General features: G+C 70.3%; 20 protein-coding genes. 14 read left to right on the top strand and 6 right to left on the bottom strand.

Annotation, left to right across the window (positions count from 1 at the left end; genetic code table 11):
* The first annotated feature begins 137 nt into the window (after nt 1–137).
* From ACQPWZ_RS33525 to ACQPWZ_RS33540, 4 genes are all read left to right on the top strand, one after another.
* Nucleotides 138–1,229, top strand: coding sequence for an ABC transporter substrate-binding protein (locus ACQPWZ_RS33525; protein ID WP_433573301.1), 1,092 nt, complete (start codon nt 138–140; stop codon nt 1,227–1,229).
* 143 nt (nt 1,230–1,372) lie between these two features.
* Complete coding sequence (locus tag ACQPWZ_RS33530) at nt 1,373–2,896, top strand: sugar ABC transporter ATP-binding protein (protein ID WP_433573912.1); 1,524 nt, start codon at nt 1,373–1,375, stop codon at nt 2,894–2,896.
* Nucleotides 2,889–3,854: an ABC transporter permease gene (locus tag ACQPWZ_RS33535; RefSeq protein ID WP_433573302.1), complete on the top strand. Its 966-nt coding sequence runs from the start codon at nt 2,889–2,891 to the stop codon at nt 3,852–3,854. Before ACQPWZ_RS33530 ends, ACQPWZ_RS33535 begins: the two co-directional genes overlap by 8 nt.
* Complete coding sequence (locus ACQPWZ_RS33540) at nt 3,851–4,873, top strand: ABC transporter permease (protein WP_405574907.1); 1,023 nt, start codon at nt 3,851–3,853, stop codon at nt 4,871–4,873. The genes ACQPWZ_RS33535 and ACQPWZ_RS33540 overlap by 4 nt, the downstream gene beginning before the upstream one ends.
* 40 nt (nt 4,874–4,913) lie before the next feature.
* Here the strand turns inward: ACQPWZ_RS33540 and ACQPWZ_RS33545 are convergent, their stop codons facing one another.
* Complete coding sequence (locus ACQPWZ_RS33545; RefSeq protein ID WP_340477167.1) at nt 4,914–5,639, bottom strand: SDR family oxidoreductase; 726 nt, start codon at nt 5,637–5,639, stop codon at nt 4,914–4,916.
* Between the two features lie 367 nt (nt 5,640–6,006).
* On the opposite strand from ACQPWZ_RS33545, the gene ACQPWZ_RS33550 reads away from it, so the two are divergent.
* The gene (locus tag ACQPWZ_RS33550; protein WP_340477168.1) at nt 6,007–6,381 is read left to right on the top strand and encodes an STAS domain-containing protein; all 375 of its coding nucleotides are present in this window, start codon (nt 6,007–6,009) and stop codon (nt 6,379–6,381) included.
* Nucleotides 6,382–6,548: 167 nt separating this feature from the next.
* Nucleotides 6,549–7,133: a GNAT family N-acetyltransferase gene (locus ACQPWZ_RS33555; protein WP_340477169.1), complete on the top strand. Its 585-nt coding sequence runs from the start codon at nt 6,549–6,551 to the stop codon at nt 7,131–7,133.
* Nucleotides 7,134–7,171: 38 nt separating this feature from the next.
* Here the strand turns inward: ACQPWZ_RS33555 and ACQPWZ_RS33560 are convergent, their stop codons facing one another.
* On the bottom strand, nt 7,172–7,603 hold the full coding sequence (locus ACQPWZ_RS33560; RefSeq protein WP_356699897.1) for a response regulator: 432 nt from the start codon (nt 7,601–7,603) through the stop codon (nt 7,172–7,174).
* 327 nt (nt 7,604–7,930) lie between these two features.
* Here ACQPWZ_RS33560 and ACQPWZ_RS33565 point away from each other — a divergent pair, with 327 nt between their 5' ends.
* Nucleotides 7,931–9,394 carry a sensor histidine kinase gene (locus ACQPWZ_RS33565; protein ID WP_433573913.1) on the top strand — a complete coding sequence of 488 codons (1,464 nt, stop codon included), beginning with the start codon at nt 7,931–7,933 and terminating at the stop codon, nt 9,392–9,394.
* Complete coding sequence (locus ACQPWZ_RS33570) at nt 9,394–10,626, top strand: PP2C family protein-serine/threonine phosphatase (RefSeq protein ID WP_433573303.1); 1,233 nt, start codon at nt 9,394–9,396, stop codon at nt 10,624–10,626. The genes ACQPWZ_RS33565 and ACQPWZ_RS33570 overlap by 1 nt, the downstream gene beginning before the upstream one ends.
* A 79-nt stretch (nt 10,627–10,705) precedes the next feature.
* Here ACQPWZ_RS33570 and ACQPWZ_RS33575 read toward each other — a convergent pair whose 3' ends face one another.
* Both ACQPWZ_RS33575 and ACQPWZ_RS33580 read right to left on the bottom strand, forming a co-directional pair.
* Nucleotides 10,706–11,875, bottom strand: coding sequence for a DUF3103 family protein (locus ACQPWZ_RS33575; RefSeq protein WP_433573304.1), 1,170 nt, complete (start codon nt 11,873–11,875; stop codon nt 10,706–10,708).
* A gap of 223 nt (nt 11,876–12,098) precedes the next feature.
* Nucleotides 12,099–13,235 carry a glycoside hydrolase family 19 protein gene (locus ACQPWZ_RS33580; RefSeq protein WP_433573305.1) on the bottom strand — a complete coding sequence of 379 codons (1,137 nt, stop codon included), beginning with the start codon at nt 13,233–13,235 and terminating at the stop codon, nt 12,099–12,101.
* Between the two features lie 451 nt (nt 13,236–13,686).
* Between ACQPWZ_RS33580 and ACQPWZ_RS33585 the strand changes: the two genes are divergently transcribed.
* From ACQPWZ_RS33585 to ACQPWZ_RS33600, 4 genes are all read left to right on the top strand, one after another.
* Complete coding sequence (locus tag ACQPWZ_RS33585) at nt 13,687–14,067, top strand: hypothetical protein (RefSeq protein WP_340477175.1); 381 nt, start codon at nt 13,687–13,689, stop codon at nt 14,065–14,067.
* Nucleotides 14,068–14,129: 62 nt separating this feature from the next.
* Nucleotides 14,130–15,863 (top strand): cation acetate symporter, encoded by a 1,734-nt coding sequence (locus ACQPWZ_RS33590; protein WP_433573306.1) that lies wholly within the window; start codon nt 14,130–14,132, stop codon nt 15,861–15,863.
* Nucleotides 15,860–17,080 (top strand): histidine kinase, encoded by a 1,221-nt coding sequence (locus ACQPWZ_RS33595; protein WP_433573307.1) that lies wholly within the window; start codon nt 15,860–15,862, stop codon nt 17,078–17,080. The genes ACQPWZ_RS33590 and ACQPWZ_RS33595 overlap by 4 nt, the downstream gene beginning before the upstream one ends.
* A 144-nt stretch (nt 17,081–17,224) precedes the next feature.
* Nucleotides 17,225–17,728, top strand: a complete 504-nt coding sequence (locus ACQPWZ_RS33600) for a DUF6328 family protein (protein WP_340477178.1) — start codon at nt 17,225–17,227, stop codon at nt 17,726–17,728.
* 125 nt (nt 17,729–17,853) lie between these two features.
* Here ACQPWZ_RS33600 and ACQPWZ_RS33605 read toward each other — a convergent pair whose 3' ends face one another.
* Entirely contained in the window at nt 17,854–18,288 is a 435-nt protein-coding gene (locus ACQPWZ_RS33605) for a DUF6003 family protein (RefSeq protein ID WP_356699888.1), read from the bottom strand.
* A gap of 391 nt (nt 18,289–18,679) precedes the next feature.
* Here ACQPWZ_RS33605 and ACQPWZ_RS33610 point away from each other — a divergent pair, with 391 nt between their 5' ends.
* Together ACQPWZ_RS33610 and ACQPWZ_RS33615 are read left to right on the top strand one after the other, a co-directional pair.
* Entirely contained in the window at nt 18,680–19,126 is a 447-nt protein-coding gene (locus ACQPWZ_RS33610) for a DUF7144 family membrane protein (RefSeq protein WP_383240624.1), read from the top strand.
* A gap of 133 nt (nt 19,127–19,259) precedes the next feature.
* On the top strand, nt 19,260–21,425 hold the full coding sequence (locus ACQPWZ_RS33615) for a SpoIIE family protein phosphatase (RefSeq protein WP_433573308.1): 2,166 nt from the start codon (nt 19,260–19,262) through the stop codon (nt 21,423–21,425).
* Between the two features lie 29 nt (nt 21,426–21,454).
* Here ACQPWZ_RS33615 and ACQPWZ_RS33620 read toward each other — a convergent pair whose 3' ends face one another.
* A complete protein-coding gene (locus ACQPWZ_RS33620; RefSeq protein WP_340477181.1) occupies nt 21,455–21,859 on the bottom strand; it encodes a DUF3662 domain-containing protein in 405 nt (134 codons plus the stop codon).
* Nucleotides 21,860–21,890 lie beyond the last annotated feature (31 nt).

The raw sequence follows: 21,890 nt of genomic DNA on the forward strand, positions 1-21,890 counted from the left end.
GGCCTGCGCGGTCTTCTGTGCGGCCGCGTCGGACACCAGTTGCTGCGCGAGGTGTTTACAGCGCCCTTCCAACGATGTAAAACCATCCCGGATGTGGTCCACCACCCGGCCCTCGGCGCCTTGAGATGGGGAGTCCCATGAAGCCGCACGCCCGCCTCACGATCACCAAGAGCCTTCTCTCCGTCGGTCTCGTCGCCACCCTCGCGCTGTCCACGGGCTGCGCCAAGTCCGAGGACGACCCCGCCGACAGCAAGGGTTCCGCCTCCGGCGCCACGCAGGACAGCGGCCAGAAGGTCGCCGAGAACGGCACCGGCGAGAAGTGCGGCATCGACGCCTACGGCGGCAAGAAGATCGACCTCAAGGGCGCCACGGTCGGCTTCTCGCAGTCCGAGAAGGAAGCCAATCCGTTCCGCATCGCGGAGACGGCGTCCATCAAGGCCGAGGCCGGGCAACGATCCGTCGAACTCCTCACGGCCAATGCCCAGTCGCAGTTCTCCAAGCAGATCAGCGACGTCCAGGATCTGATCGCCAAGGGTGCCGACCTGCTGGTCATCGCCCCGCTCAACTCCGACGGCTGGGGGCCCGTGCTCCAGCAGGCGAGCGCCAAGAAGATCCCGATCGTCACCATCGACCGCAAGATCAACGCCGAGCCCTGCAAGGACTACATCAGCTTCATCGGCTCCGACTTCACCGAGCAGGGCAAGCGCGCCGCGGACCAGATGATCGACGCCACCGGCGGCAAGGGTGAGATAGCCATCCTCCTCGGCGCCCCCGGCAACAACGTCACCACCGAACGCACCAAGGGCTTCAAGGACCGGATAGCCCAGAAGGCCCCGGACCTGAAGGTCGTCTTCGAGCAGACCGGTGAATTCGCCCGCGAGAAGGGCCAGTCGGTCACCGAACAGCTCATCCAGTCCAAGCCCGGCATCACCGGGATCTACGCCGAGAACGACGAGATGGGCCTCGGCGCGGTCAACGCCCTCAAGGGCGCGGGGAAGAAGGCCGGAGCCGTCAAGATCGTCACCATCGACGGAACACGCAACGCCGTCCAGGGCATCGTCGACGGCTGGATCCACGGTGTCGTCGAGTCCAACCCCCGCTTCGGCCCGCTGGCCTTCCAGACCCTCGACAGCTTCACCAAGGGTGAAGAGGTCGGCGAGAACATCGTGATCCAGGACAGCGAGTACACCCAGGGCAATGCCAAGGGCGACCTCGGCAAGGCGTACTGAACGTGACCGCCGAGGACTCCCGGGACGGGACCGGGCAGGGAGCCCGGGGCGAAACCGTGCACCAGACCGAGGCACGGAAGGAACCCCGGACCGGGGCCCGACAGGAACCCCTGGTCGAGCCGGCCGCCGACCGGGCCCGGGGCGTGCTGGAGGTCCGGGGCCTGACCAAGCGCTTCCCCGGCGTCGTGGCACTCGACGACGTGACCTTCGCGGCCCGCGCGGGGGAGGTGCACGCACTCGTCGGGGAGAACGGCGCCGGCAAGTCCACCCTCATCAAGGTCCTCACCGGCGTCCACCACCCCGACCAGGGCCACCTCGTCCACCAGGGCGAACCGGTGTCCTTCGCGACACCGCTGGCCGCCCAGCACGCGGGCATCTCGACCATCTACCAGGAGGTCAACCTCATCCCGCTGATGAGTGTGGCCCGCAACCTCTGTCTCGGCCGCGAGCCCCGCACCCGGTTCGGCCTGATCGACTTCGGGCGCATGCACCGCGAGGCCGACCGGACCCTCCGTGAGTACGGCGTACAGGTCGACGTCCGCAGGCCCCTGCGCGAACTCGGCGTCGGAGCACAGCAGATGGTCGCGCTCGCCCGGGCCGTCTCGGTCGACGCACGCGTGGTCATCATGGACGAGCCGACCTCCTCACTGGAGCCACGGGAGGTCGAGACCCTCTTCGGCGTCATCCGCAGACTGCGCGACCGGGGCATCGCGGTCGTCTACGTCAGTCACCGCCTGGAGGAGCTGTACGCGGTCTGCGACACGGTCACCGTCCTGCGCGACGGGCGGGTCGTCCACACCGGACCTCTCGCCGAGACCGACCGTCTCACCCTCGTCTCCCTGATGCTGGGCCGGCCGCTCGGCGAGGTTCGCGCGGAGGGTGTCACCAAGTTCTCCGGCGCCCACGACACCGGGCAGGAACCCGTCCTGTTCGCCGAGGGCCTCACCCGGCGCCACCAGCTCCACGACATCTCCCTGCGCATACGCCCCGGCGAGGTGCTCGGCCTCGGCGGACTCCTCGGCTCGGGCCGCAGCGAGACGGCGAAGGCCATCGCCGGGGCGCTGCCGCTCGGTTCGGGCCGGATCACGGTGGCCGGCACCGCGCTGCGCACCGGTTCGACACCCGCCGCGATCCGGGCGGGCATCAGCCTGCTCCCCGAGGACCGCAAGGCCGAAGGCATCGTGCCCGGCCTGTCGGTCAGGGAGAACATCGCCCTCGCGGCGCTGCCGCGTCTGTCCCGCTTCGGTCTCGTCTCCGACACACGCATCGACGCCGTCGTGGACACCTTCATGAAGCGGCTGCGCATCAAGGCCTCGGGACCGCACCAGAAGGTCGGCGAACTCTCCGGCGGCAACCAGCAGAAGGTGCTCCTGGCGCGCTGGCTCGCCATGCATCCCAAGGTGCTGCTGCTCGACGAACCCACCCGCGGAATCGACATCGGCGCCAAGGCCGAGGTCCAGAAACTCATCGACGAACTCGCCGAGGACGGCCTGGGGGTCCTGCTCATCTCCTCCGATGTCGAGGAGCTGATCGAGGGCTCCGACCGGGTTGTGGTGCTCAGGGACGGCGCCGTCGTCGGCGAACTGTCCGGGGACGACGTCACCGAGGACCGGCTGATGCAGGCGATCGCCGCGGCGGCCGAGGAGGAGGCGGTCACGCATGGCTGACGTGGTGCTGCGCAAGGCGGTCCCGGCGGACCGCGCCGTACTGCTGCGCCGGCTTCAGGAGTACGGCGTCTACGGCGGTCTGGTCGTGCTGCTGGTGTTCAACATCGCCTTCACCGACAACTTCCTGTCCGCCGAGAACTTCCGCACCCAGGCCGTCCAGGTCTCCCCGATCCTCATCGTCGCCCTCGGGATGGCCCTCGCCATCGGGACCGAGGGTGTCGATCTGTCGGTCGGGTCCGTGATGGCTCTGTCGACATCGCTGCTGGCGCTCTACCTAGGCTACGGTCCCTGGCTCGCCCTGCTCGTGGTCCTCGTCGGAGGAGCGGCCGTCGGTCTCCTCAACGGCTCGCTCATCGCGTACGTCGGGGTCCAGCCCATCGTGGCCACGCTGGCCCTGATGGTCGGTGTACGCGGTCTCGCACTCGTCCTGCTCCCGCAGCTGAAGGACGTGCGCAACCCCGGTATGGCCTCTTTGGGCTCGGGCGACATCGTGGGCATCCCGTACGTCGTGCTCATCGCCGTCGCGCTGGCCCTCGTCGTCGGATTCACCGTCCGCCGCTCCACCTTCGGGCGGCAGTTGCTGGCGATCGGCGACAGCCGCCCCGCGGCCCAGCTCGCCGGCCTCCCCGTACGCCGGGTGCTCGTCCTCGTGTACATCTGCTGCGGCATGCTCGCGGCGGTCGCCGGCTTCCTCGCGACCGCCCGGCTCCAGGCCAGCGACCCGACCTCGCTCGGCAACCTCATGGAACTGTCCGCCATCACCGCCGTGGTGGTCGGCGGCACTCCCCTGTCGGGCGGCCGGGTGCGGATCGCCGGAACGGTCGCCGGAGCGGTGCTGATCCAGCTGCTCACGGCGACTCTCATCAAGCACGATCTGCCACCGTCCTGGACGCAGATCGCCCAGGGCGCGGTGATCGTCCTCGCCGTCTACGCGGCACGGGAAAGGGGAAAGCGGTGACCGTCATGAAGGAGCAACCCGCCCCCCTCGCGACGACGACGGACCAGGACTCGCCGGGAAGCCGCCGCGGCGAGCGGCTCAGCGCCCTCGCCCAGCAGCACGGCGCGCTGGTGGCGCTCGTCGTGCTCGCCGCCGTCGCCTCGTTCTCCTTCGACTCCTTCGCCACCGGCGACAACGTGGAGAACATGGCGGTCTCCTCCGCCTTCCTGGCCGTCGTGGCGCTCGGAATGACCTTCGTCATCATCACCGGCGGCATCGATCTGTCGGTCGGCTCGGTCTTCGTGCTCGGAGGAGTGCTGGCCGCCTGGGGATCGCAGTACGGGACCGTCGTCGCGATCCTGCTCCCGCTCACCGTCTGCGGTCTCGTCGGCCTCGTCAACGGGCTGCTCATCGCGAAGGCGCGGCTCGCGCCGTTCATCGTGACGCTGGCGACGATGCTCGCCGCCCGCGGAGTGATGCTGAACATCACCGACGAGGGCGGAACGACCTATCTCGTCGACAAGGACGCCTTCTTCGCGCAGCTCGGCCAGGGCAAGGTGCTGGGCATCGGGACGCCCGTGTGGATCACCGTCGTGCTCTTCGTGATCGGGGCGGTCGCCCTGCGCCGCAGCCGCTTCGGTCAGCACGTCTACGCCGTCGGGGGCAACGAGGACGCGGCGGCGCTGATGGGCACGCCCGTCGCCCGTACGAAGATCATCGTCTATTCGCTGTCCGGCGTGCTGGCGGGGCTGGCGGGTGTTCTCAACGCGGCCTGGCTCACCTCCGGCGTGACCATTCTCGGCATCGGCATGGAACTGGACGCGATCGCCGCGGTCGTGATCGGCGGGACGCTGCTGTCCGGAGGCATGGGCTTCGTCAGCGGCTCACTGGTGGGTGTGCTGCTGCTGAAGGTGATCCAGAACATCATCAACCAGATCGGCTCGCTCGACTCGGCGTACCAGCAGGTGGCCGGCGGGGCGTTCCTGGTCGTGGTGATCATCGCGCAGACCTGGCTGGGGCGCCGCCGACGGGTGCTGTGACCGGCGGGCCGGGCGCTTCCGGCCGGCGACCCGGAGTCGGTCACATTCCGCCGGCGACCCGCATGATCGTCCCCGTCGCGAAAGAGGCATCACCGGAAAGCAGCCACGACACGGCGCCCGCGATCTCCTCGGGCTGCCCGGCCCGGCCCATGGGGATGGTGGCGGCCATCTTCCCGGGGCGCTGCGGGTCCGCGTGGAAGTCGGTCCAGATGACGCCCGGGGCAACGCAGTTGACCCGGATCCCGTCGGCCGCCACCTCCTTGGACAGACCGACGGTCATGGTGTCGACGGCGGCCTTCGCGGCGGCGTAGTGCACGTACTGGCCCGGGCTGCCGAGCGTCGCCGCGGCCGAGGAGACGTTGACGACGGCGCCTCCACCGGACCGCGTCATGTCGCGCACGGCACGGCGGGCGCACAACAGATACCCGAGGACGTTGACTTCGAGGGCGCGCCGCATGCCGTCCGCGTCCGCCTCGGCGAGCGGTCCGTTGGGCCCGCTGACGCCGGCGTTGTTGACCAGCCCGGTCACGGTGCCGAGTTCGGCCGCGGCGTCGAAGAGCCGGTCGACGTCGCCCTCGTCGGAGGTGTCCACGCGCACGGCGAGCGAGCGGCGGCCGGTCTCGCGGACGGTGGTGGCGACAGCCTCGGCGGCGGTGGCGTCGGAGGCGTAACCGACGACGACGTCGTGGCCGTCCGCGGCGAGTCGTGCGCAGATCGCGGCGCCGATGCCACGGCTGCCTCCGGTCACGATGGTGAGCTGGCGCACGGAAACCTCGGGCTCTCTGTCCGGTGAGGGCGACACGATCACCCTACGACAGCGGATGGGAGGTCTTCCGGCCGCCGGGAGCGACGGTGGGCGACCCTCCGCGCGTCGCCCTCAACCCGCCCTGAACAGGGGAAAGGTGACCGTGCGTGAGGCGCGCGGGAGGGGGAGGGGTGGCGCCGCCCGTCCTCGCTGTGCCACGCTGGGAGGAAGAAGAGGCTGTGTCCGGTTCTTTGGCAAAGAGGTTCTGGGGACAGGGGTTCTCCGAACGTTGCCCCCACCACGGGCATTCGGCCCCCTCCATCGCTGACCGGTACGCGACATGTCCGGCCGCCGTGGGCTTCCGACCCCGCAAGGGGGACCGCCCCACATGAAGACCACCACCACGATCCGCGGTACCACCGCGACCGTCACGTTCCACACGGACATCGACTTCGAGTCGTTGCCCGAGATCGAGGCGGCTGTGACCCTGCCGGCCACGGTGACGGACGTGACCTGGAACCTGGAGAACACCCCCTTCATGGATGTCACCGGCCTCCGTCTGCTCCAGGAGCAGCGCGACGCCGTCCGTGCCCGGAAGGGTTCCCTCACCGTCACGGGTCTGCACAGCCAGCCGCAGCGCCTGCTCCGGACGGCCGCCGAACTGTTCCCCGCCATGGACTGGGACCACTTCCTTCCCCGGCCCACGCATTTCCCCGCCGCTTGCCAGTCGGCCCGGGGATCGGGAGCGGTCGGCATTTCCTGAACGCATTCGCGAGCCGGATTCACGCGCGCCTTATCGCGCGGCACGTACGTATTCGATTGCCGTGGTCCGGCCCTTCTGCGAAGTGACGCGGTGACCTGCATTTCCGGCAAACCCGCCGTAGCGCCTCGCTGCCCGTTCATGAAAAGGCCCGGTGCTAATGTGGCCGCATGTCTGAGTCCGAGCACCGCGTCGTTGTCGAAGGCTCCCGGATTCTTACGCCGCGGCTCATTCTGCGGCCCTGGGAGCGGGAGGACGCCGAGCCGGCCCTGTCGGTCTACGGTTCCGACGACGTGGCCCGCTGGCTGGCGCCGGCGGTGGAACGCGTGGCGGACGCGCAGACCATGCGGGCGCTCATCGATCACTGGATCGCCGACTCCGAGACCCGCGAGCAGCCGCAGGGGCGCTGGGCCGTCGTCCTTCGGGAGACCGGTGAACTGATCGGGGGAACCGCGCTGTTGCCGCTGCCCCCGTACGACGTCGACCTCGAGATCGCCTGGCAGCTGGCTCCGGACGCCTGGGGCAAGGGACTGGCGGCCGAGGCCGGCCACGGCGTCGCCCACCACGCGTTCGCGTCGGGGATCGACGAGCTGTTCGCGGTCGTACGGCCGAACAATGCGCGGGGGGCTGCGACCGCCCGGCGCGTCGGGATGGCCTGGGTCGGCGAGACCGAGAAGTACTACGACCTCAGGCTCCAGGTGTACCGCCTGCGCAAGGCCGACCTGGACGCGCCGACACAGCCCTACGGGATCTGACCCCAGCCCCTGAGCGGCCGGGCGCCCCGGGGCCCCTGTTACTCGCGGGGGAGCTTCGTCGCGGTGTCGAGGTAGAACGCGTCGATGCTCTGCACGGCCCGGTTGAAGTCGTCGAGGTTGACGGGCTTCGTCACATAGGCATTGGCGTGGCTCTGGTAGGCGCCCGTCACGTCGTCGGGGGCGGCCGACGTGGTGAGGACGACGACCGGAATCGTGCGCAGGGCCTGGTCCTCCTTGATGATGGCGAGGAGTTCCCGGCCGTTCATGCGGGGCATGTTGAGATCGAGCACGATGAGATCGGGCTTCGGGTTCTCGGAGTCGCGCAGGTAGTCCAGCGCGGCCATGCCGTCCTCGACCTGGGTGAGATTGCGGGCACCGCGTTCGGAGAGGGCGTCCCCGATGAGCATGGCGTCGGCGAGGTCGTCCTCGACCAGCAGCACGTCGTAAGGGCGTGCGGTGGCGGTCATCATCATCGGCTCCGGTGCGGTTGGTGGGTGGTGCTCGGGGCGGTGGCGAGTGTCCGCCGTAACCGGTTCCCGCCTGCGGCAGCAGGCAACCTCACCTTAGGCGGGCGGCACAGCGGAGAACAACAACAGTTGTCGTACAGCAGCTAAAGTGGCGCCTGCCGCGGGGGCTCGGACAGCGGCCAAGCGGAGGGGCAGAACAGCGTGGTGACAGAGGAAACCGGCGACAGACCCGGAGGGGGTCGCGGGTGGGCGACCTGGACGACCCGGCGGTGGCTGCGGGTGGGTGTGGGAGCGGCCCTGGCGGTGCTGGCGGTGCTCGGAACCGTCGGGATGTGGACGACGAGCCGCACCTCGGACCTCACCCATCAGCTGGTCGACGTCCGCTCGCCCGCGCTGATCAACTCCGTGAGGCTGGAAGCGGCGCTCCTCAACCAGGAGACGGGCGTACGGGGTTACGGGCTGAGCGGTGATCAGCAGTTCCTCGCTCCGTACACCAAGGGACTGGCCGACGAGAAGGCCGCCCTGGACAGGCTGCGCCCGCTGGTTCGCGGCGACGATCGGGCGCTCGCCGATCTGCAGACGGTGCTGGCGCGCGGAGAGCGGTGGCAGGGGCGGGTCGCCCGCCCGATCGCGGCCGCGTCGTCCGGTCAGGCCGTGGCGCTGGCCACCGAGCGTTCCGAGGAGGGCAAGACCACCTTCGACGATCTGCGCCGGTCGATGACCGTGCAGCAGGACCACCTCCAGGACGCGCGGACCGCGGCCGGCTCCGACCTCGACCGGGCGACAGAACTGCGCAACGGGGTGTTCATCGCCATCGGCCTGCTGATCCTGGTGCTGGCCGGGCTGGTCTTCGAGGGGCTGCGGCGGGGTATCACCGACCCGCTGGCACGGCTCGGCAGGGACGTACGGCTCGTCACCGAGGGCAGGTTCGATCACGCCATCACCGCGACGGGGCCCGCCGACCTTCGCCGGCTGGCCGAAGACGTGGAAGCGATGCGGCAACGCCTGTCGGACGAGCTCGGCTCTGCCGAGGAGTCCCGGCGATTGCTGGACGAGCAGGCGGCCGACCTGCGGCGCTCCAACGCCGAACTGGAACAGTTCGCCTACGTCGCCTCGCACGACCTCCAGGAGCCGCTGCGTAAGGTGTCGAGTTTCACCCAGCTCCTGCAGCGCCGGTACGCCGGGCAGCTGGACGACCGGGCGGACCAGTACATCGGCTTCGCCGTCGACGGCGCCAACCGGATGCAGCGGCTCATCAACGATCTGCTGGCGTTCTCCCGCGTCGGGCGCGTCCACAACCAGCAGGACGTCGTCGAGCTGGAGGCGATCGCCGACCGGACCGCGGAGGCCCTGAGTGTCGCCATCGAGGAGTCCGGCGCGGAGATCACCCGCGATCCGCTGCCCACGGTCGTGGGGGATGCCACGCAGCTGGGCATGCTGTGGCAGAACCTGATCGCCAACGCGGTGAAATTCCGTAGCCCCGAGCGGAAACCGCGCATTCACGTCGAGGCGGAGCGCGACGGCGATCTGTGGAGATTCGCGGTCGCCGACAACGGCATCGGCATCAGCCCGGAGTTCGCGGACAAGGTCTTCGTCATCTTCCAGCGGCTGCATACCAAGGACGCCTATCCCGGCAGTGGTATCGGCCTGGCCATGTGCAAGAAGATCGTGGAATTCCACGGCGGCACCATTGCCATCGATACCACGCACACCAAGGGGACGCGGATCCTCTTCACCCTTCCTGTCCACACACCCGTCGAGGGCGACGACACCACCGGAGAACCGAGACCGTGATGCCCGCCGGCTCGCCCGATCCCCAGTACCGCATTCTGCTCGTCGAGGACGACGCGGGAGACGCGGTACTCGTGCGCGAATACCTCGCCGACACCGAGCTCGCGTACACACTGCAATGGCACAAGACGCTGAGCGAGGCGCGGACCGAGCTGGATGGCCGGGCGGTCGACTGCGTCCTGCTGGATCTGCATCTGCCGGACGCGGTGGGGCTGAGCGGTGTGTCGGCGATCCAGGAGGCGGCGCCTGAGGCAGCCGTCATCGTCCTGACCGGTCTGGCCGAGTCGCAGGCCGGCGCCGACGCGCTGGCGGCAGGCGCCCAGGACTATCTGGTCAAGGACAAGGTCGAGCCCGAGCTGTTGCAGCGAGCGGTGCGCTACGCCGTGCAGCGAAAGCAGACCGAACGCGCCGGTGCCGCTCTCCAGGCCGGACATCTGCGCGCGCAGGAGAACGCCCGGCTGGAGCGGGGCCTGCTCCCGCAGCCCATGCTCGGTATCGCCGGAACGCCCGTCGTCACAGCGACCAGCCGCTATCTGCCCGGCCGTGAACGCGCCCTGCTGGGCGGCGACTTCCTCGACGTCGTCGAGACCGACGACGGACTCGTGCACGCGGTCATCGGCGATGTCAGCGGTCACGGTCCCGACGCGGCCGCACTGGGGGTCTGCCTGCGCATCACCTGGCGCGCACTGGTCCTGGGCGGCCACCGGGGCCACGAACTGCTGCGTCTGCTCGAACGCATGCTGGTGGCGGAACGCGCCCAGACCGACATGTTCGCGACCTGCTCGCTGGTCACCCTCGACCTGTCGGCGAGCACGGCCACGATCCACCTCGCGGGCCACCACGAACCGCTGCTCACGGATTCCGGCGCGACCGGGGAGGTCGTGGCCCAGCACGGGATCGGCCTGGGCATCGCACCCGGAGTCGACCACTGGCCCCCGACGACCCTGCGGCTTCCCCGGGTGGGGGCCCTGACTCTGTACACCGACGGCCTGTTCGAAGGGCATGCGGGCGATGGCGGCGACCGTCTGGGTCCGGACGGGCTCCTGGCGCTCATCAACCGCCTGTCCTCGGACGACCCGGACAGCCATCTCGACCGGCTGATCGCCGCTGTCAGCGAGCTCAACGCCGGGCGCCACACGGACGACCTGGCCATCCTCCGCCTCGACTGGGCGAGTGCACGCATCGGCGCGCAGCCGGGGCCCCGGACGCTCCCGGGTGGTACGACGAGCACCTGATGCCGGGGCATGGCCGGCGGCGGAGGCAAGCCCCGGTCCGCCGCGCGAAAGCGGGCGGACCGGAGCGTCCCGAGACGGGTCAGAACCCTGAGACCCAGTAGGGCTCCAGCGTCATCGAGCCGTTGCCCCGAGCGCCGCCGGACGAGCCGGACAGCGACTGGGCGAGTGTGTACCAGGAGTCCACGTAGTCCGGATCGTCGGTCCACCAGTCGTCGGGCATGGCGTCCAGGACGGCGTTGACCAGGGGAATGTACGCGCCCAGGTCGGCGATGGTGAGCAGGACACCGGCGATGGCCGTTGCGAGCGCCCGGTAGTTGGTGCTGCCGTCCTCCTCCATCATCACGACGTCGGCGAGGTTGTACTTGTAGGACGACCAGTTGACCAGGATCTGGTGGGGGCTGTAGGTCTTCCCGTCCTCGTCGAGGTACGGCATGTCGACCGGGTCGACGCGCACCTTGCCGTCGAGGCCGAATCCGGTCACCAGGGAGTAGATCTCGGCGTCACCCTTGACCCACGGTTCCTCGTCGTCGGACAGCCGGATCGAGGAGATACGGCTGGTCCAGAATCCGTTCGCGGTGGTGGCGGCCGGAACCGCCGCCCGGCCGGTGAGGCCGTGGGCGGCGAACTGCTCGCGCAGGACGGCCATGCCCGCGGCGACGGCCTTGTCACCGTCGAGGTCGATCACATAGACGGGGCGTTCGGGGACCTTCCGCATGTCGAGCAGGTGGGTGCGGCCCCGGCTGTCGTAGGCGGTGACGGCGGTGGTGTCGTCGTCGGAGGGCGCGGCGGCGACCAGGGGCTCGGCTCCTGCCCCGAGCGCCCGGCGCATGGAACTGTCACCGAGGCGCAGTTGCAGGAGCGAGCCCGTATCGGCGCGGAGCCCCTTGGCCCGGGCGAGTTCGCGGTCGGCATCGGTGATGGCGGACTTCAGGCCCTCGGCGGCGGGTGAGCCGGGTTTGTCGACGAGCGAGCCGAGCGTCACCGCGGGGGAGGCGAGGGCGGCGTTTCGTACCTCGGTTCGCCAGGCCGACCGGCCGAGGGACGCGGCGAGCGTTCGGGCCGTACGGTCCTCGATGCCGGCGACGGCCTTGGCGCGGATGCCGTCCGCCGGGTGTGCGGAGGCGGAGGCCGTGCGCTCGGCGGAGGAGGCCGGGGCGGTTGCCGCGGCCGAGGTGGTGGGGACGGCGAGGAGGCTGAGGGCGGAGAGGGCAGCGCACACGACGGTCGTTCTGTACCGGTGCTTGGTCACGCGAGTCTCCTGTGAGGTGGGGGGTGAGCCTGTGCAGGGACGTGCGAGGTGCGGCCGGTTGTCTATGCGGGTAGAACCCGGCCCGCCGACAAGAATGACGGTGTCATGCCAAGGCGACAAGAGGGCTTGCGTGTCCAATACCTGACGGTCCGTGAGATCCGTGGGACGCGAAGGCGCGGCCCGGGAATCCCGGGCCGCGCCGTGTTCGTCGGGCGTACGGATCTCAGCAGTACAGGTTGCCGCCGGGGGCGACGCCGAGGATCTGGGTGAATTGCTGGTACTTGGTGACGCGGCTCTGGACCTGTGCGGGGTTCTTGCCGTCGCATTCCAGGGAGCCGTTGATGGAGCGGATGGTCTGGCCGAAGCCGGCCTGGTTGACCATGGCGTTGTGCGGGGTCATGGTGCCGGGGCCGTTCTGGGTGTTCCAGTACCAGAGGCCGGTCTTCCAGGCGATCGCGGCGTTCTGCTCGACCTGCCAGGGGTTGCCGAGCAGGTCGATGCCGAGGGCGTCACCGGCGGCTTTGTAGTTGAAGTTCCAGCTGAGCTGGATGGGGCCGCGGCCGTAGTAGGCGGCCTGGCCGGCGGGGCAGCCGTAGGGCTGGCTCCAGTCGCAGTAGTGCGGGTAGTTGGCGGTGTTCTGCTCGACGACGTGGACCAGTCCGCCGGTCTCGTGGGAGACGTTCGCCAGGAAGGCGGCGGCCTCCTGCTTCTTGACCGTGTCGCTGCCGGTGTTGGCGAAGCCGGGGTAGGCGCTGAGCGCCGCGGTCAGGCCGCTGTAGGTGTAGAAGGAGTTCCGGCCCGGGAACATCTGGTTGAACTGGGACTCGCTGACCACGAAGCCACCGGGCTGCGGGTTCCCGCCGCCGGGTGCCGACCACTTCTGGTTCGACTGGCCCGAACACGTCCATATCTGGAGCCGTGTGCCGTTGGCCGTACTGCGGTCGCGGACGTCCAGGCACTTGTCGGCCTGGGGGTTGACGATGTCGTTGGCACCGGACACGGCCCACTGCTGATTCGGAGTGCCCGCACAGTCCCACAGCTGGACGAGTGAGCCGTCCGCCGTGCCGCGGTCGACGATGTCGAGACACTTGCCGAGTGCCCGGATGGTGCCGTCGCCCGGGAGTGACCACCGTTGCGCGTTGCTGCCGTTGCAGTCGTAGAGCTGCACGGGCGTCCCGTTGGCGTTGCTCGCCCCCGCCACATCGACGCACTTGCCGCCCAGTCCGGTGATCTGGCCGTCCGCGGCCTGGGCGGGTGCGGTGAACAGGGCGGCGAACACGGCGGCGATCGCCAGGGCGGCGGCGGACCGTCCCCACGAGCGGCGTCCGGGGAGAAGGCGCGCGAGCGGTATGAGGGACATCGTTGTCTGTCTCCTTTTCGCGAGCCGCACACCATGGGGCCGCCGGTCCCGCGCCATGGGGGACGCGCGGGCTCGGCGGGCACGCCGGACGTACGGCTGGGGACCAGCGGAGGGTGGGACTCAGGAGTGCGGGGCTGTCGCGCAGGGGGCGGAGGCTGTCGCTAGGTCTAGACCATGGCAGCGCCCTCGGGTGCAGTCAATAGTTGAACAACCTTGCCCTGTGCGTGGCTTGAAACCCCCTCCATGCCTCCGGAACGTGAAGCCGGGGACGTCCCCGGGCGGTCCTCCTGCGTGTGCCGCCTCCAGGGCGTGTACCGCTCGCCCGCGCCCTGGACGGTAGGGATGCTTCCGCTTCCGTATCGCCGTCCGTTCTGTGTCTACCGTCGGTAATCGCTCCTGCGTAGACTCCACATCTCCCCGAGCCCGACGAGAGACGCTGGAGCGGACGACGATGTCTGCAGAGCAACACCCCCGACGTGAAGTCGTCACCGGCGTACCGCGCAGCGCCCGACGGGCCCCCGGCCACGCGCCGGCCCGCTCCGAGATCAGTGAGCAGACAACCCTCGGCGCCACCTATGTGCGCTCTCTCATGCGCAGCCAGTTGAGGGCCGCGCTCTACGCGCTCGGCACCCTTGCCCTGCTCGTCGGTTCGCTGCCCCTGCTGTTCGCGCTCCCGGCCGTGTTCGACGGCACCCTGGCCTCGCCGGAACCGTTCGTCTGGGCGGCGCTCGGCCTCGCCGTCTATCCCGTGATGTGGCTGACGGCCCGCTGGTACGTCCGCAGGGCCGAGCGCAACGAGCAGGACTTCACCCGACTCGTCGAAGGACGCTGACGGGTGCCGCGGACGAAAGGGCCCGGTGACCGGGCCGGTGCGCGGCGGTCGGGCGGGCGGAGATGAACCAGACCTATGCGGTCACCGCCGTCACCGTGGTGGTGCTCGCCACGGTGCTCATCGGCGCGCTCGGTCTGCGCATATCCCGCACCACCTCGGACTTCTACGTCGCCTCACGCACGGTGAAACCCGGCCTCAACGCGGCCGCCATCAGCGGTGAGTACCTCTCCGCCGCGTCCTTCCTCGGCATCGCGGGCCTGGTGCTGCTCCAGGGGCCGGACATGCTCTGGTACCCGGTGGGATACACCGCCGGCTATCTCGTCCTGCTGGTACTGGTGGCCGCCCCTCTCCGCCGCTCCGGGGCCTACACCCTCTCCGACTTCGCCGAGGCCCGGCTGGAGTCCGCCGCAGTGCGCCGGCTCGCCAGCCTCTTCGTCGTCGGTATCGGCTGGCTCTATCTCCTGCCCCAACTCCAGGGCGCGGGCCTCACCCTGGAGATCCTCACGGGCGCACCCGACTGGGTGGGCGGACTCGTCGTGGCCGTGGTCGTCACCGGGGCGGTCGCGGCGGGCGGCATGCGCAGCATCACCTTCGTCCAGGCCTTCCAGTACTGGCTCAAACTCACCGCACTGCTCGTGCCCGCGCTCTTCCTCGTCGCGGCCTGGGCCCACGACGACGCCCCGCGGGCCCGCTTCGACGCGCCCGCGCTGCTGCGCGAGCACACCGTCGTCAGGGTGGGCGACACCGTACGCGTGGAACTGGAGAAGCCGCTCACCCTGACGGTCCGCGGGGAGATCGACGGCACCGCGTACGACAACCGCACCGTCACCCTCGACGAGGGCACCCACCGGATCGACTCCGGTACCCGCCTCGGCTTCCCCGAAGGCGCGGAGGTGCCCGAACGGGCCTTCACCGGCGACGACCCGGCGAGCTGGTCGCAACCGCTGTCCGGCGGCCGCGACGGCTATCACCTGTATGCGACATACGGACTCATCCTCGCCACCTTCCTCGGCACGATGGGCCTCCCGCATGTGGCCGTCCGCTTCTACACGAGTCCCAACGGACGCGCCGCGCGCCGCACCACGCTCGTCGTGCTGGGGCTGATCGGCGCGTTCTATCTGCTGCCTCCCGTGTACGGGGCACTCGGCCGGATCTACGCACCCGAACTCGCGCTCACCGGGGACGCGGACGCCGCCGTGCTGGTGCTTCCGGAGCGCGTCGTCGGCGGGATCGCGGGCGATCTGCTCGGTGCGCTGCTCGCGGGCGGCGCGTTCGCCGCCTTCCTGTCCACCGCGTCCGGGCTGACCATGTCGGTCGCGGGCGTGATCACCCAGGACGTCCTGCCCTCACGCGGCGTACGCCACTTCCGGCTCGCGACCCTGCTCGCCATGGCGGTTCCGCTCGCCGTGAGCGTCGTCGCCACGAACGTCCCGGTCGCCGATGCCGTCGGGCTGGCGTTCGCCGTGTCGGCGTCCTCGTTCTGTCCGCTGCTGGTGCTCGGCATCTGGTGGCGAAAACTCACCCCGCCGGGCGCCGCGGCGGGCCTGGTCATCGGCGGCGGCACGGCGCTCACCGCGGTGATGGCCACCCGCGCCGGACTCGCGCCCGGGGGCTGGCCGCACACCCTGATGGCCTGGCCGGCCGTCTGGTCCGTACCGCTCGGCTTCCTCACCATGGTGCTGGTGTCGCTCGCCACCGCACGCCACATACCGCGCGGCGCCACCGCCATGCTGGCGCGACTTCATCTGCCGGAGGACCTCGTCGGCAGACCCCAGCCGGAGGGAGCGGAGCGATGACCGGGACCGGACTGGCCGCACTCGCGGCGGCAGGAGTCGTCCTTCTCGTGATCGGTTTCGTCGTCGGCCGGTTCACCGCACGCCGTGGCGGGGAGAGTGACCTCGACCTGGGCACGCCCGTCGAACGGGCCACCTTTCACACCCTGCACACCGCGTCGCTCGCCGCACCGCCCCTGCGGGCAGGACTCACCGAGGACACGGCCCGCAAGGCCGCCCGCCGGCTGCGTTCCCTGCTCGGCACCGAGGCGCTGTGTCTCACCGACCGGGAGACCGTGCTCGCCTGGGACGGGCCGGCCGCCGACCATCACGAACAGCGGGTGATGGAGCGCGTCTCCGAGATGCTGGAGTCGGGGCGCAGCATGAGTGTGCGCACCGACTGCGACGAGCTGGAGTGCCCGCTGCGCTGGGCGGTGATCGCCCCGCTGACCGGTGAGGAGGGGGTGCTCGGCGCGCTCGTCGCCTATGGCTCCCGGGAGTCGGCGGTGCTGGTGCGGGCGACGACCGAGGTGGCCCGCTGGGTGTCCGTACAGCTGGAGCTGGCCGAACTGGACCGGTCCCGGACCCGGTTGATCGAGGCGGAGATCCGTGCGCTGCGGGCGCAGATCTCGCCGCACTTCATCTTCAACTCCCTCGCGGCGATCGCCTCGTTCGTCCGGACCGACCCCGAGCGCGCCCGCGAACTGCTCTTGGAGTTCGCCGACTTCACCCGCTACTCGTTCCGGCGGCACGGCGACTTCACCAACCTCGCCGACGAACTGCGGTCCATCGAGCAGTATCTGGCGCTGGCCGGGGCCCGGTTCGGCGACCGGCTGAAGGTGACCCTCCAGGTCGCCCCCGAGGTGCTGCCGGTGACGCTGCCGTTCCTCTGCCTTCAGCCGCTCGTCGAGAACGCCGTCAAACACGGCCTGGAGGACTCCAGGAACGAGTGCCGGGTCACCATCGCCGCCCAGGACGCCGGCGCCGAGGCCATGGTGACCATCGAGGACGACGGCGTGGGAATGGACCCGGCCGTGCTGCGCGCGATACTCGCGGGGGAGCGGCCCGCGACATCGGGCATCGGCCTCTCCAACGTCGACGAGCGACTGCGCCAGGTGTACGGGGACGACTACGGCCTCGTCATCGAGACCGGCGTCGGCGCGGGCATGAAGATCACGATGCGGCTCCCCAAGTACCGGTCGGGCGTGCACTCTTCGGCCGGCCGCCGCTCCTCCGGCTGACCGGTCCGGGTGCCGGCGTCGTACGCGCCCGAGCGCCGGTGCCGCACATGCGTGCGGGCCCGGGCCGACCGCAGCGGTCTGATCAGCGGATTCCCGGGTACCTGATGCGGACGTGGATCATTCACCGATGGGGAGGGGACCTCGATGGCGACGGAAGCGCAGCAGGACGCGGTCAGATCGGACGGCCGCGACGAGACGCCGGACGAGCGGGCCGACCGGCAGTGGGGCGAGTTGGTCCAGGAGATACGCGTCGCCCAGACCGGTGTGCAGATCATGTTCGGCTTTCTGCTGACGGTCGTCTTCACTCCCCGGTTCGTGACGCTCTCGGGCACCGACAAGACCATCTACATGATCACTGTGGTGCTGGGCGCGGCCGCCGTGGGCGCACTGATAGCGCCCGTCGCCTTCCACCGGATCGTCTCCGGACGGCGTATCAAACCGCATGCGGTGCAGTGGGCTTCGCGGCTCACGTTCACCGGACTGCTTCTGCTGCTGGCCACGCTGGTCTCCGCGCTCCTGCTGATCCTGCGGGCGGCCACGCACGACCACATCGTCCCCTGGATCGTCAGCGGAGTGTTCGCCTGGTACGTACTCTGCTGGTTCGTGCTGCCCCTGTGGGCGAAGCGCCGGCACACCACAGCTCCGTGAACGGGTAGCCCTCCGGGGCGGCGACGAGCTCGGTCTCGGCGCAGGTCCGCGCGGCCGCAGGAACGAGTGAGGCCCGCCCGGTGCCGGGGGGTCGACAGCGACCCCCCGGGCCACCCGGCCGGCTGTCAGGCTCGGGCGACCCCGGTGAGCCGGGCGATGTCCTGGGGGTCCAGACCGGTGAGGTGGGCGATGCGCGGAGCGGGGACACCGGCCGCGAGGGCGCGGTGCACCAGGGCTTCCCAGTCCTGGGTGACCTCCCGGAACCCGAGAAGCTCGTTCTCCATGTCCGTCACCGTCTGAGGAGCACTCTGCTGCTGCACGCGGAAGGTCTCCTCCTCGCTCAGGGGAACGGGCAGCCGGTCGACGTCCTCCGGAATGAACACCTCGGAACCGCCCGGCAGGATCCGCACCTGCTCGGAGGAGGCGGAGACCCCATGGGCATCCAGCCAGCCGCGGACCGCCGGGGTCTCCACGCATTCCAGGTCGCCGACCGCGCCGAGTGCTGCCCCCAGCAGCGGAGAACGGTCGGGGAGCAGGAAGAGACAGGCCTCGTCAGCCATCGTGCGGAACCGCCTTCGTCGTAGAGCAAGCGGACACCGATGCTATCGCCGCCCATCGGCGCGGCCCGTCAGGCCCCACCGGGGCGGGGCACGCTCCTCAGGCCGAACCTGCGGAACGAGCGGACACGTGGTGACACTGCGCCCCCGGCAGGCCGGGCTCTGGTCGCGGATCCGGACCGGCCGCGGGGCGACGCGGTCTCATGCGGGGCGGCCACCCGGCCGCAGCCGCGCAGTCGCCACGCCCCGTGCCCCGGACACCGGGCGTGGCGCGCCCGTGGCGGCGTGTGCCTCGAGGTGCGAACGGTGGCGAACACGCGGAGTGTGGAAGTACCCGATCGGCCTACGGCAAACCGTCCGGGAGGCCTCGCAGCACGGGGTGAAGGAGCAGACCATGACCAGTCATGTGAGCGGGGCCCGACCGCACTCCACGTCACGGAGTTCCACCAGCAGCGGGTTCGTCACCGGCTGGACGGTGTTCGCGGGCGTCATGATGATCTTCGGTGGTCTCATGACCCTCTTCGCGGGTATCGCCGCCATCGCCAAGGACGACGTGTTCGTCGCCACGCGCAACTACGTCTTCCAGTTCGACCTCACCGGGTGGGGCTGGATCCACATGATCCTGGGCATCGTCATCGTGATCGCCGGATTCGCTCTCTTCCAGGGCTCCACCTGGGCCAGGGTGGCCGGTATCGCGCTCGCCGGTCTGGCGATGCTGGCGAACTTCCTGTGGCTGCCGTACGCCCCGATCTGGGCCGTGGTGCTGATCGCCATCGACGGCTTCGTGATCTGGGCACTCTGCGCACCCCGCCACTCGGAGTCCCCGTCCTCGGCTCACTGACCGGTCTCCTCGCGGCATGCCTCCATCAGCCGTGCTGTCCCGGCTCGCCACCACGACGGTTTCGTCAGCGGGCCGGTGTGTCCGGCCGCGGCCATGAACGAACCGGCCGCGGCCGAGAAGGGAGGAGAGCGGAGTGGGCGACCCGACCGAGCCGCGTCCTCCCGGACGTGAGTGGAGCGACGCCCTCCTGGAGGCGCTGTTCACCGAGTCACCCACGGGCCTCTACCTGTTCGACAAGGACCTCAGACTGATCCGTATGAACAGCGCGGCGCGCGGGTGGCGGGGGGTGGCCGTCGACGACCATACGGGCCGTCGCCTCGGGGAAGTGGTGCCCGGCTTCGACACCGAGGCGATCGAGGCCATGCTGCGGCGGGTGCTCGACACCGGGAAACCCGCGATCGACTTCGAGCAACGCGGCTTTCCGCCCACCGACCCCACCCGCGAGTACGTGGCGTCCATCTCGGCCTTCCGGCTTCAGGGCGGAGGCGACAGTGCCGACCGGATCGGGGTGGCGGCGGAGGTCACCGATGTGACGGGGCAGTTCCGAGCGCGCAACCGCGTGCTGCTGCTCAACGAGGCGAGCGAACGGGTCGGCAGGACGCTCGACATGACCGGCACGGCAGAGGAGTTCGTCGAGTTCGTGGTTCCGGCGCTGGCCGATGCCGCCACGGTCGACCTGTTCGACTGTGTGCTGCGCGGAGGCGAGCCCCCGGCCGGGCCGGTGGAATCACACCTGCCGCTGAGACGTGTCGCCCGTCGTGACGTGGAGCGCAGCGGCGGGGACGGCGATCGGGACGGTCCGATCCCGCTGATCAGCCTCGATCCGCCGACCCCGTACACACAGAGCGTCGTCGATCACCGGCCGCGGCTGATCCAGCAGCCGGGCATCGACCCGGGCGTCCCGGGCACCGGCGGCAGCGATCCGGCCTACGAGGAATCCGGCTCCGTCCTGGTGCTGCCTCTCGTCACCCGCGGGGTGGCGCTCGGCGTGGCCGTGGTCCGGCGGAACAATCACTCGTACCCGTTCGACGAGGACGATCTCGCGATCGCCGCCGAGGTGGCCGGCCGGATGGCCCTGAGTCTGGACAACGCCCGCCGGTACGAGCGTGAGCACGCGACCGCCCGTACGCTCCAGCGCGGGCTGCTGCCTCCCGCCTTGCCGCCCGTCTCCGCCGTGGAGACCGCACACCGGTATCTGCCCGGTCATGACGCCGGCGGGGACTGGTTCGATCTCCTCACGCTGTCGGGGGGCCGGGTCGCGCTCGTGGTGGGTGACGTCGAGGGCCATGGTCTGGCGGCCGCCACGACCATGGGGCAGCTGCGGACCGCAGTCTCCACACTGGCCGCGATGGACCTCCAGCCGGACGAGGTGCTGTCGCGCCTGGACGACCTGATGGCCCGCATGGCCGAGGAACGAACCCGGCTCGCGGCCGACGCGGCGAGCGACCAGCATTCCGGCGCCAGCTGTGTGTACCTCGTCTACGACCCCGTCTCCCGGCTGTGCACCTTTGCCCGTGCGGGGCACCCGCCGCCCGTGCTCGTCCGGCCCGACGGTCACACGCAGGTCCTGGACGGCGGGGCAGGGCCCCCGCTCGGCCTCGGTGGGCTGCCCTTCGAGGCCGCGGAGATGGAACTGCCCGAGGGGAGTCTGCTGGCCCTCTACACCAACGGGCTGATCGAAGGCCGCCGGGTCTCCGACGACGCGCTGGGCCGGCTCCAGCGCGTCCTCGCCCACCCGGGACGGTCCCTGGCGGACAGCTGCGACGAGGCCGTGGCAGCCGTGCGGCCCCGCCGGGCGGACGACGACGCCGTTCTGCTGCTGGCGCGCACCCGCTCCCTCATGTCCGACTCCGTCGCCACCTGGACCCTGCCGCTGGACCCGGCGATCGTCTCCACCGCGCGCACCCTGGCAGGTCGCCAGCTCGCCTCCTGGGGCCTGGACGACCTCGCCTTCACGACCGAGCTGATGGTCAGCGAACTGGTCACCAACGCCATCCGGTACAGCACGGGCACGGTCGTGCTGCGGCTGATCCGCGACGGCGACTCGCTCCTGTGCGAGGTGTTCGACAACAGCACCACCGCACCGCACCTGCGCCGTTCCCGCGACAGCGACGAAGGGGGACGCGGTCTGCTGCTGGTGGCGCAGTGCTCGCGACGCTGGGGCACACGGCTGACGGCCACGGGCAAGGCGATCTGGGCGGAACAGGCGCTGCCCGCGCCCGTAGCCGCGGAACGTCTGTCGCAACGGCCTGCGGATCCGGGACCGTCGGCGTCGCAGGCTCCCGGACCGTCGGCGTGAGCTCCGGCCGCCCGCGCCGATCGTGCCGTTCAGTCCGTGGTCGAGGGGAACGCGTCGGCGCGGACATGCGGCATGGCCCGGCTGGCCACCCGATAGCGGCCGTTGGGCAGCTGCGCCGACGAGGTGGTGACGCGTACGGTCAGCGGACCGGCCCACTCGTATCCCTGCGTCTCCCCATGGCGGGCGAGCGAGTCCGTCAGCGCCCGCCCGACCTCCCCGACGCGCCGCAGCAGCTCCTTGTGCACACTGCGGGTCAGTTCGATCTCGTACGCGTTGGGCACGACGACGCGGCTCTGGCTGCACACCACCGCATGGGTGTCGCACTCGCCTCGCAGCGCGTCGACCAGTTCCACCGGGTCCCGATGAATGACCTTGGCGAGCAGCCCGTCCTGCCAGCGCTCAAGGGCCTGCTCCCACCGCTTCAGATGTCCCATGACACTTCGCGTGCCCGTGACACCGTCAGAT

The sequence above is a fragment of the Streptomyces sp. CA-251247 genome (assembly GCF_050952975.1).
Lineage (GTDB): Bacteria > Actinomycetota > Actinomycetes > Streptomycetales > Streptomycetaceae > Streptomyces > Streptomyces achmelvichensis.

What these genes read in the sequence shown, in the direction of transcription:
- ACQPWZ_RS33525 (WP_433573301.1), top strand. Translation starts at nt 138, where the DNA reads ATGAAGCCGCACGCCCGCCTCACGATCACCAAGAGCCTTCTCTCCGTC.
- ACQPWZ_RS33535 (WP_433573302.1), top strand. Translation starts at nt 2,889, where the DNA reads ATGGCTGACGTGGTGCTGCGCAAGGCGGTCCCGGCGGACCGCGCCGTA.
- ACQPWZ_RS33550 (WP_340477168.1), top strand. Translation starts at nt 6,007, where the DNA reads ATGAAGACCACCACCACGATCCGCGGTACCACCGCGACCGTCACGTTC.
- ACQPWZ_RS33555 (WP_340477169.1), top strand. Translation starts at nt 6,549, where the DNA reads ATGTCTGAGTCCGAGCACCGCGTCGTTGTCGAAGGCTCCCGGATTCTT.
- ACQPWZ_RS33560 (WP_356699897.1), bottom strand. Translation starts at nt 7,603, where the DNA reads ATGATGACCGCCACCGCACGCCCTTACGACGTGCTGCTGGTCGAGGAC.
- ACQPWZ_RS33565 (WP_433573913.1), top strand. Translation starts at nt 7,931, where the DNA reads ATGTGGACGACGAGCCGCACCTCGGACCTCACCCATCAGCTGGTCGAC.
- ACQPWZ_RS33570 (WP_433573303.1), top strand. Translation starts at nt 9,394, where the DNA reads ATGCCCGCCGGCTCGCCCGATCCCCAGTACCGCATTCTGCTCGTCGAG.
- ACQPWZ_RS33580 (WP_433573305.1), bottom strand. Translation starts at nt 13,235, where the DNA reads ATGTCCCTCATACCGCTCGCGCGCCTTCTCCCCGGACGCCGCTCGTGG.
- ACQPWZ_RS33585 (WP_340477175.1), top strand. Translation starts at nt 13,687, where the DNA reads ATGTCTGCAGAGCAACACCCCCGACGTGAAGTCGTCACCGGCGTACCG.
- ACQPWZ_RS33590 (WP_433573306.1), top strand. Translation starts at nt 14,130, where the DNA reads ATGAACCAGACCTATGCGGTCACCGCCGTCACCGTGGTGGTGCTCGCC.
- ACQPWZ_RS33595 (WP_433573307.1), top strand. Translation starts at nt 15,860, where the DNA reads ATGACCGGGACCGGACTGGCCGCACTCGCGGCGGCAGGAGTCGTCCTT.
- ACQPWZ_RS33600 (WP_340477178.1), top strand. Translation starts at nt 17,225, where the DNA reads ATGGCGACGGAAGCGCAGCAGGACGCGGTCAGATCGGACGGCCGCGAC.
- ACQPWZ_RS33605 (WP_356699888.1), bottom strand. Translation starts at nt 18,288, where the DNA reads ATGGCTGACGAGGCCTGTCTCTTCCTGCTCCCCGACCGTTCTCCGCTG.
- ACQPWZ_RS33610 (WP_383240624.1), top strand. Translation starts at nt 18,680, where the DNA reads ATGACCAGTCATGTGAGCGGGGCCCGACCGCACTCCACGTCACGGAGT.
- ACQPWZ_RS33620 (WP_340477181.1), bottom strand. Translation starts at nt 21,859, where the DNA reads ATGGGACATCTGAAGCGGTGGGAGCAGGCCCTTGAGCGCTGGCAGGAC.